The organism is Methylomonas methanica, assembly GCF_001644035.1.
Classification (GTDB): Bacteria; Pseudomonadota; Gammaproteobacteria; order Methylococcales; family Methylomonadaceae; genus Methylomonas; species Methylomonas methanica_A.
On record NZ_LUUG01000020.1, the window covers coordinates 1 to 7,659 of the forward strand.

General features: G+C 53.6%; 6 protein-coding genes. 3 read left to right on the top strand and 3 right to left on the bottom strand.

From position 1 onward, the window contains the following. Positions 1–253 precede the first annotated feature (253 nt). From A1332_RS01095 to A1332_RS01105, 3 genes are all read right to left on the bottom strand, one after another. Positions 254–796, bottom strand: coding sequence for an REP-associated tyrosine transposase (locus A1332_RS01095; RefSeq protein ID WP_082879465.1), 543 nt, complete (start codon positions 794–796; stop codon positions 254–256). 79 nt (positions 797–875) lie between these two features. Beyond that, positions 876–1,286, bottom strand: coding sequence for a hypothetical protein (locus tag A1332_RS01100; RefSeq protein ID WP_064006746.1), 411 nt, complete (start codon positions 1,284–1,286; stop codon positions 876–878). A 561-nt stretch (positions 1,287–1,847) separates the two neighbouring features. Continuing rightward, positions 1,848–2,696 (bottom strand): hypothetical protein, encoded by an 849-nt coding sequence (locus A1332_RS01105; protein WP_064006747.1) that lies wholly within the window; start codon positions 2,694–2,696, stop codon positions 1,848–1,850. A 180-nt stretch (positions 2,697–2,876) separates the two neighbouring features. Between A1332_RS01105 and A1332_RS01110 the strand changes: the two genes are divergently transcribed. From A1332_RS01110 to urtB, 3 genes are all read left to right on the top strand, one after another. Continuing rightward, positions 2,877–4,133, top strand: a complete 1,257-nt coding sequence (locus A1332_RS01110; RefSeq protein ID WP_020482642.1) for a hypothetical protein — start codon at positions 2,877–2,879, stop codon at positions 4,131–4,133. Positions 4,134–4,303: 170 nt separating this feature from the next. Further along, entirely contained in the window at positions 4,304–5,596 is a 1,293-nt protein-coding gene (urtA, locus tag A1332_RS01115) for an urea ABC transporter substrate-binding protein (RefSeq protein WP_419865979.1), read from the top strand. A 155-nt stretch (positions 5,597–5,751) separates the two neighbouring features. Further along, positions 5,752–7,416, top strand: coding sequence for an urea ABC transporter permease subunit UrtB (gene urtB, locus A1332_RS01120; RefSeq protein ID WP_082879466.1), 1,665 nt, complete (start codon positions 5,752–5,754; stop codon positions 7,414–7,416). Positions 7,417–7,659 lie beyond the last annotated feature (243 nt).

The following is a 7,659-nucleotide window of genomic DNA, read 5'->3' on the forward strand; positions in this document are numbered from 1 at the left end:
GCATCCCTGCATCGCCCCTGCGGGCTATTCCGTTCAAAAGCTCCGGTGCTCGGCGCGGCATACGGGACGAAAACCATCCGATACGTAGGGTGGGCACATGCTTTTTGTGCCCACGCGGACAAACATTTCATTCCCCCGCAACCAAACCATCAACACCATCCCCCCCCGATTCAACGAACACACTTCTTAAACATAACGATGAAACGTAGGCGTAGGGTGGGCACGGCTTTTTGTGCCCACGCGGACAGACCGCTCATTCCCCCGCAACCAATTCATCAACACCATCACCGCCCCAATCCATCGAATACACACCCTCCTTAACATAACGATGAAACGTTGAATAAGGCCACTCGCTTAACCGCTGGCAATACCCGTGCTTCACCGGGTTGTAATGAATGTAATCCATGTGCCGGGCAAAATCGGTTTCATCGCGAATTTGATGCTCCCAATACCGGCGTTGCCATAAGGTCGATTCCCGATGTTTTTGTTTCGAGGCATTGATCCATTCGGCCCGCCGATATGCGTCACCACATGCCACGCTCACCTGCCGTTTGATCACACTCCAACGGGTTGCAAAATCTCCATCGTCAACCGGTAAGGTCCAAATACAATGCAAATGATCCGGCAACAAAACCCAGGCATCGATGGTAAATGGCCGTTTGGCGCGAGTGCTTGCAATCGCCTTGCGCAAAGCATCTCGTATCGGCTCATCACATAAAATCGCTTGCCGCCGAAACGTCACCACCGTGAAAAAATACGTTGCATCGGGATTTTGCGAGCGGCGGTAACGGGACATTATTTTGGTCGTTAATCTTCGGCGGCTAAATCAGGGTTTTTGGTTTTCCCCGCGTGGGCACAAAAAGCGTGTGCCCACCCTACGTTATTTCAATCTTGAATCCCAAAGCTTTGGTGATTGCTCGAATTAATTTTTCTGCGGCCTCGTAGTCAGTCGTATTGGAAAATCCAATAAGGTGTTTTACCGCTTTTTCTGGAGCGTGTCCCCACGCACGAATCCACCATCTGTACCAAAAAGGCAATTCAGTGAGACAAGCAGCCAAGTCGGCGGAATTACCTCGATTTGATTTAATACGATCTTCGTACAGAACCTTCATCCGGTCATTAAGTCCCTCGGCGTTCACAACTTGGGCATAGAAAATAAAATCGGCGAAAACCTTAATACGAAGATCCCTATACTGGAGTATTGGCTTCATCCAGAATGTTGTGACCCAGTAACCCACCGCACCAGCGATAGTTCCAAGCAAAACTGCGAATAATTTTTCGTCCATGGGTAAATTGACCTCGTTGGGTTTTATATGCTTTTAAGAAGTTAGAGCCGCATCCTACAACACTGCATAACACCAAACATACAAAATCATCCAATTACTTCCAATCCCTGCGGCGGGGTTACTCCCGTTATTCCGCCCCGAGCATCGCAGCTTTTGGCGAGATCAGCCCGCAGGGGAGCGGCAAGGATGCCGCTCGTTTTCGGAGGGGGCTGGGAAGCCCCTTCCGAAAACCCTCGCCAAAAGCGAGAAGCGCAGGATTAAGGCGGAATTCCGGGTGGCCTTTTCTTTGGATACTTTTTTTTGGCCACGCACAAATTCGTCTGGAACGAATTTGAACAGCCGATAGGCTGGCCCGCAGGGCGAAAACCATGGATGGTTTTCGTAGCGAAAGTATCTCGGCTGTCTGGCCGAGACCCGACATTAAAACAGCCGTCGCGCCAGCGACACCTTCTTACCCCCTCATCCTAGCCTTCTCCCTGAGGGAGAAGGAACGAACCATCCCCAATCAAATGCATAAACCAAATTTCTGGGCACCACACGCAAATCGAGCCAAGCTAAACATCACTTCCTCTCATATCCAAACTGAAATATCACCGGCGTCCCCTGATTATGAATAATAATCTCCTTCTTCGGCTCATCGCCCACAGCCGCCGGCTGCGCCACCCCATTCGCATCAACCGGGCCCTGAACTTCTCTCACCTCCACCCGCACATCCGGCATCCATTTGGGTTTGAACAGTTCGGTTTTCACGCGACCGGGTTGTTTCGGCAACGGCGCGTGTTCCAGCACATCCAGACAGGCGGTGCCGATCTGGTCGACCAATTTATCGACAATCCGCGCCGGCAACACATCCTTATCCAGGGCATGGGCGCTAAAGGTCGATTCGCGCTCTATCAATACCGCCTGATTGCCGGCATCGCGCAAGGTACAAGTAATCGGCAACACATCGGCTTTTTGAAAATCGGTCGCGCGCGGGTCGGAGTTGCCGCTGGAAAAGGAAAAACCCACCGGCGTTTCGCGGTGAACAACTTTGCCCAATTTGGCTTGTAGGCTATGGCTGTATGGCGCTTTGTTGGTTAGCGGAAACTCCCACTCTGCCAAATTCGCGCGGACACGCTCGGCGAGAACTGGCGATTCCACCGCAAAGCCAAACTGGCGCAGGTTATCTTCGCTGACCACAAATTCGATAGCCGATAGGGGTTTGCCGGCATCAGGGGCTTGGGCCGAGGCTGTCGAAAAGCCTGTGGCTAGTAAGACGCCGTAGCCGAATAGAATTGAAGGCCTGATCCTGGGCGGAAAGAACTTTGACCGCGACGAAAACTTCAAGGCGCCGTTAAAGCGCCCCCCACTTCCGCCCCGCTCAGCACGCTCTAAATCCCAAAACCACTTCAGCCTTAACAAGTTTTTCATAGCAATATCCTCTTTAACTTGCTGATCACTCTACGGAAACCCCAATTTCCCAGCCATACGTCAAATGACTGATGAGTCATTTACCCGATTGTGGCGCTGTCTGCAAAATTCAACAATCTCCCCGACGTTTTCAATCGCCATCGCCGCCGGCAATGGTTTGTTTAATCCAGATAAAGGGGAATGCAAATGACTGGTTTTAACCCACAAAAACTAAGCGGCCGGGCGATCGGCTTGCTGAGCGGGGTGGCCTTGGGCGCCATCGGCCTGGGACAGGCGCCCGAAGCGCAGGCTGGCGCGACGTTTAAAATCGACGATACCAAATGGGTCAGCGTCGGTGCCGGTTTGCGGACCAGTTTCCGGGCCCAGGAAGGCTCGGTCGGCGCGAACGCCGACAAATGGAGCAACGATTTCAATCTGGACAACATCCGTTTATACATCAACGGCCAGATTCATAAATATCTGAAAGTCGAATTCAACACCGACTGTCAAACCTGCGGCAACGGCGGCGAAGTGCGGGTATTGGACGCTATCGGCAAATTCGAGGTCACGCCCTACGCCAACTTGTGGGTAGGCCGGATGCTGGTACCCGCCGAGCGCCGCGAGATGAACGGTCCGTTCTACAGTGCGGTGTACAACATCTTCTCCGCCGGCACGCCGTTCGAGCCGTCCGATTACAACCTGACCATCAAATCCGACGGCACCTCGGCCGGCTCATTCGGCCGTGACGACGGTGCCACCTTCTGGGGCGCGGTGTTCGACGGTCGTTTCCAATACGCGGCCGGTTTCTTCCGCGGTCTGCGCGGCGGCGCCAACGTCGATGACAATATCCTGTACGCGCAACGCTTTGCCTACAACTTCTGGGACGTCGAGAAAAATCCCGGCTACTACACCTCCGGCACTTACTACGGCAAAGGCGGCGACATTCTGACCGTCGGCGTCGCCAACCAATATCAAGAAGATGGCGCTGGTGCGCTGGGTTCTCCCGGCAGCTTCCGCGGCACCACCGCCGACGTGTTGATGGAAAAAGTGTTGCCGGGCGGCGGCGTCGTCACCTTTAACGGCGAGTACAAAAACTACGGTATTACCGGCCCGTATAGCCAAGCCATCCGCGATGCGGAGGGCGCTGTCGGCGCGCCGGCCCAGTTCTCTATGTTCGAAGGCAACGCCTACGACGTCAGCGGCATGTATCTGTTCCCGCAAAAAATCGGCATCGGCCAATTCCAACCGTTTTTGCGCTACGTGAATGTATCGCCGGATAACAGCCCGAACCGCGAAGTTTACGAAGGCGGCGTCAACTACATCATCGACGGCCACAACGCCAAAATCTTCGCCAGCTACCAATACGGCGACCTGTTGACCAAAGGCTTGAACTACAAATCCACCGCCAGCGGCGAGAACGCCAGCCAGGTCATGGTCGGCTTCCAGTGGCAAATTTAATGACGATGGGGTACGCAAATTTACACCAACGCGACAAACCGTAGGGTGGGCACCGAGTAGGTGCCGACGCGAAGCAGAAGGCTTCACTGGTGGGCATTGCATGTCCACCCTACGAAACGGGCAATCCATCGCCCACGATTTCTTCTCGACATAGGATTATTACGATGAAAATATTGAGCAATTCCTTCCATAAACTGGCGACTGTCGCGGCCCTGTCCGCCGCACTGCTCGGCGCCTCGTCCGCCCGCGCCGAAGACACCATCAAAGTCGGCGTGCTGCACTCCCTGTCAGGCACGATGGCGATCAGCGAAACCACGCTAAAAGACACTATGTTGATGCTGATCGACGAGCAAAACAAAAAAGGCGGCTTGCTGGGCAAGAAGCTGGAAGCGGTGGTGGTCGACCCGGCCTCCAACTGGCCCTTGTTCGCGGAAAAAGCTCGCGAGCTGATCACCAAAGACAAGGTCGCGTCCATCTTCGGCTGCTGGACTTCCGTTTCCAGAAAATCGGTATTACCGGTCATTGAAGAGCTAAACAGCATCCTGTTCTACCCGGTGCAATACGAAGGCGAAGAGTCGTCTAAAAACGTGTTCTACACCGGCGCCGCGCCCAACCAGCAAGCGATTCCGGCGGTCGATTACCTGATGAACGATCTGAAAGTGCAACGCTGGGTCTTGGCCGGTACCGACTACGTTTACCCACGCACCACCAACAAAATCCTGGAAGCGTACTTAAAGTCTAAAGGCGTTAAACCTGCGGACATCATGATCAACTACACGCCATTCGGTCATTCCGACTGGCAAAGCATCGTCGCCGACATCAAAAAATTCGGCTCCACCGGCAAGAAAACAGCCGTGGTCTCCACCATCAACGGCGACGCCAACATTCCGTTTTATAAAGAACTGGGCAATCAAGGCATCTCCGCCGAGAAAATCCCGGTTATCGCCTTCTCGGTGGGTGAGGAAGAACTCTCCGGTATGGACACCAAACCGCTGGTCGGCCACTTGGCAGCCTGGAACTACTTCATGAGCGTGGATACCACCAAAAACGCGGCCTTTATTCAACAATGGAAGGACTACATCAAAAACCCGAAACGCGTCACCAACGACCCAATGGAAGCGCATTACATCGGCTTTAACATGTGGGTGAAAGCAGTCGAAAAAGCCGGCACCACGGATTCAGACGCGGTACAAAAAGCTTTGATCGGCGTTGAATATCCCAACCTGACCGGCGGTATGTCGAAAATGCTGCCTAACCATCACATCAGCAAACCGGTGTTGATTGGCGAAATCCAAGACGACGGCCAATTCGTCACCGTCTGGCAAACCAACAAACTAGTCGATGGCGACGCCTGGTCCGACTTCCTGCCGGACAGCAAACCGATCATCGCCGACTGGACCGCGCCTATCAGCTGCGGCAACTACAACACCAAAACCAAAAAGTGTTCAGGACAGAACTATTAACAGCGGATGTTACCCGCGAGGCTTGCGGCAGGATGCCGCGGGTCTCGCACCCCAAAAGAGGACAGACGATGCACACACCCCGTTTTAGAACCCGTTTAAAAACGCCGCCCGGCTCACACCCGGCTTACCTTTCCCCCAAGGACAGCTTCTTGAGCATGATGACTACAGCTTCTACTCAGGCCGGATTAACAGTCGGCGGCGTTTTTAAACGGCTTCCCAAACTTATCGCTTACTTGCTGGCGATGATCTTCCTCGCCGCCCAACCTGTCCTGGCCCAAGACGCCGGCACTGCTTTGCAGCAACTCAGACAAGGGAGCATGCAGGAGCGCGAACAAGCCATCGAAACCCTGGGCAGCGACAGCAATAACCTGAAATTATTGCAAGCCCTGCAGGACGGCAAACTGTTCGACTTCAAAGCGGAAGGCAAACTGGTCCTTGCGCAGGAAAGCGCCGCCGGTTACCAACTCAGCGATCCGCTCAGCGGCGCGGCATTGGCAGAAGTTGAGCGTGGCGCGGTAGGTAAAATCAATTTAAACAACAAGCTGCGCGGCGTGCTGCGCAAAACCATTGCGCTACTGCAATTGAACGACGCCGACCCTGTGTTGCGCCTGATCGCGGTACAAGCATTGGCCAATGAAATAGACGACAAAGCCGTGATTTTATTGCGCGATCATCTGGCCAATGAAACCGATGCCGACATCAAAACCGCAATTAACAAGATGCTGTTATTGCAAGACATCAACAGCCCGGAAAAAGACCAACGCATAGCCGCTATCGCCGCCTTAAAAGACCTGGACAGCCAGGATGTGGTCAACAAACTGCAAGCGGTGATAGACAAAGATGCCGACGGCAATTTTGTCGAAGCCGACAGCGACGTGCGCAATCTGGCCGAAGCCGCTTTGATCAAAATCCGCGAACGCATGCAAGCCTACGCCGCCGCCGAAACCGTATTCTTTGGCTTGAGTTTGGGTGCGGTGCTAGTGTTGTCGGCGATTGGTTTGGCTATTACCTTTGGGGTAATGGGCGTGATCAACATGGCGCACGGCGAACTGATGATGCTGGGCGCTTACACTACTTATGTGATGCAACAAATCATGCCGAATTACTTAGGCACCGCGCTGATCCTGTCGATTCCAATGGCTTTTATAGTTGCCGCCTTGGTCGGCATTGCCATCGAACGCGGCATCATCCGCTTTTTATATGGCCGGCCGTTGGAGACGTTATTGGCGACCTTTGGTGTCAGTTTGTTTCTGCAACAAGCGGTGCGCTCAATCTTCTCGCCGTTGAACCGCAGCGTCTCCACCCCCGAATGGATGAGCGGCTCCTGGCAGATCAACGACTTCCTGTCACTGACCTGGAACCGCTTTTACATCCTGATTTTCTGCCTGCTGGTGTTTACCGCCTTACTGCAAATTTTGAAACGCACAAAATTGGGATTGGAAGTCCGGGCCGTCGCCCAAAATCGCGGCATGGCTAGAGCGATGGGCATCCCCACCGCACGGGTCGATGCGATGACCTTTGGTTTGGGATCGGGTATCGCCGGCGTGGCTGGGGTAGCCTTGAGTCAGATCACCAACGTCGGGCCGAATTTGGGTCAGGCTTACATCGTCGATTCCTTCATGGTGGTGGTGTTTGGCGGGGTCGGGAATTTGTTCGGAACGTTGGTGGCTGGATTTTCGTTGGGGATTGCCAATAAGGTGTTGGAGCCTTATGCGGGAGCGGTGTTGGCGAAGATTTTAGTGTTGGTGTTTATTATTTTGTTTATTCAGAAGAAGCCGAGGGGGTTGTTTCCCCAGAAAGGGCGGGCTGCTGAATCTTGAGGTTTTTTTCGTAGGTTGGGTTAGCGAAGCGTAACCCAACACGACAGCTTTTAGATTATTCGATGGCTTTGGTTTTTGCTGTGTCGCTATCGCGACGGAGGTTTTGAAGTCGGTTTCACGAAACACATCCGTGTGTTTCGCCCTGCGGGTGCTTCGCATGCAAATCGGCAATCCTGCCGATTTGTCGGCCCGACAGCCGAGATACTTTCTTTTGTTTGGCCAAAAGAAAGTATCCAAAGAAAA

What these genes read in the sequence shown, in the direction of transcription:
- A1332_RS01100 (WP_064006746.1), bottom strand. Translation starts at nt 1,286, where the DNA reads ATGGACGAAAAATTATTCGCAGTTTTGCTTGGAACTATCGCTGGTGCG.
- urtB (WP_082879466.1), top strand. Translation starts at nt 5,752, where the DNA reads ATGATGACTACAGCTTCTACTCAGGCCGGATTAACAGTCGGCGGCGTT.
- A1332_RS01105 (WP_064006747.1), bottom strand. Translation starts at nt 2,696, where the DNA reads ATGAAAAACTTGTTAAGGCTGAAGTGGTTTTGGGATTTAGAGCGTGCT.
- A1332_RS01095 (WP_082879465.1), bottom strand. Translation starts at nt 796, where the DNA reads ATGTCCCGTTACCGCCGCTCGCAAAATCCCGATGCAACGTATTTTTTC.
- A1332_RS01110 (WP_020482642.1), top strand. Translation starts at nt 2,877, where the DNA reads ATGCAAATGACTGGTTTTAACCCACAAAAACTAAGCGGCCGGGCGATC.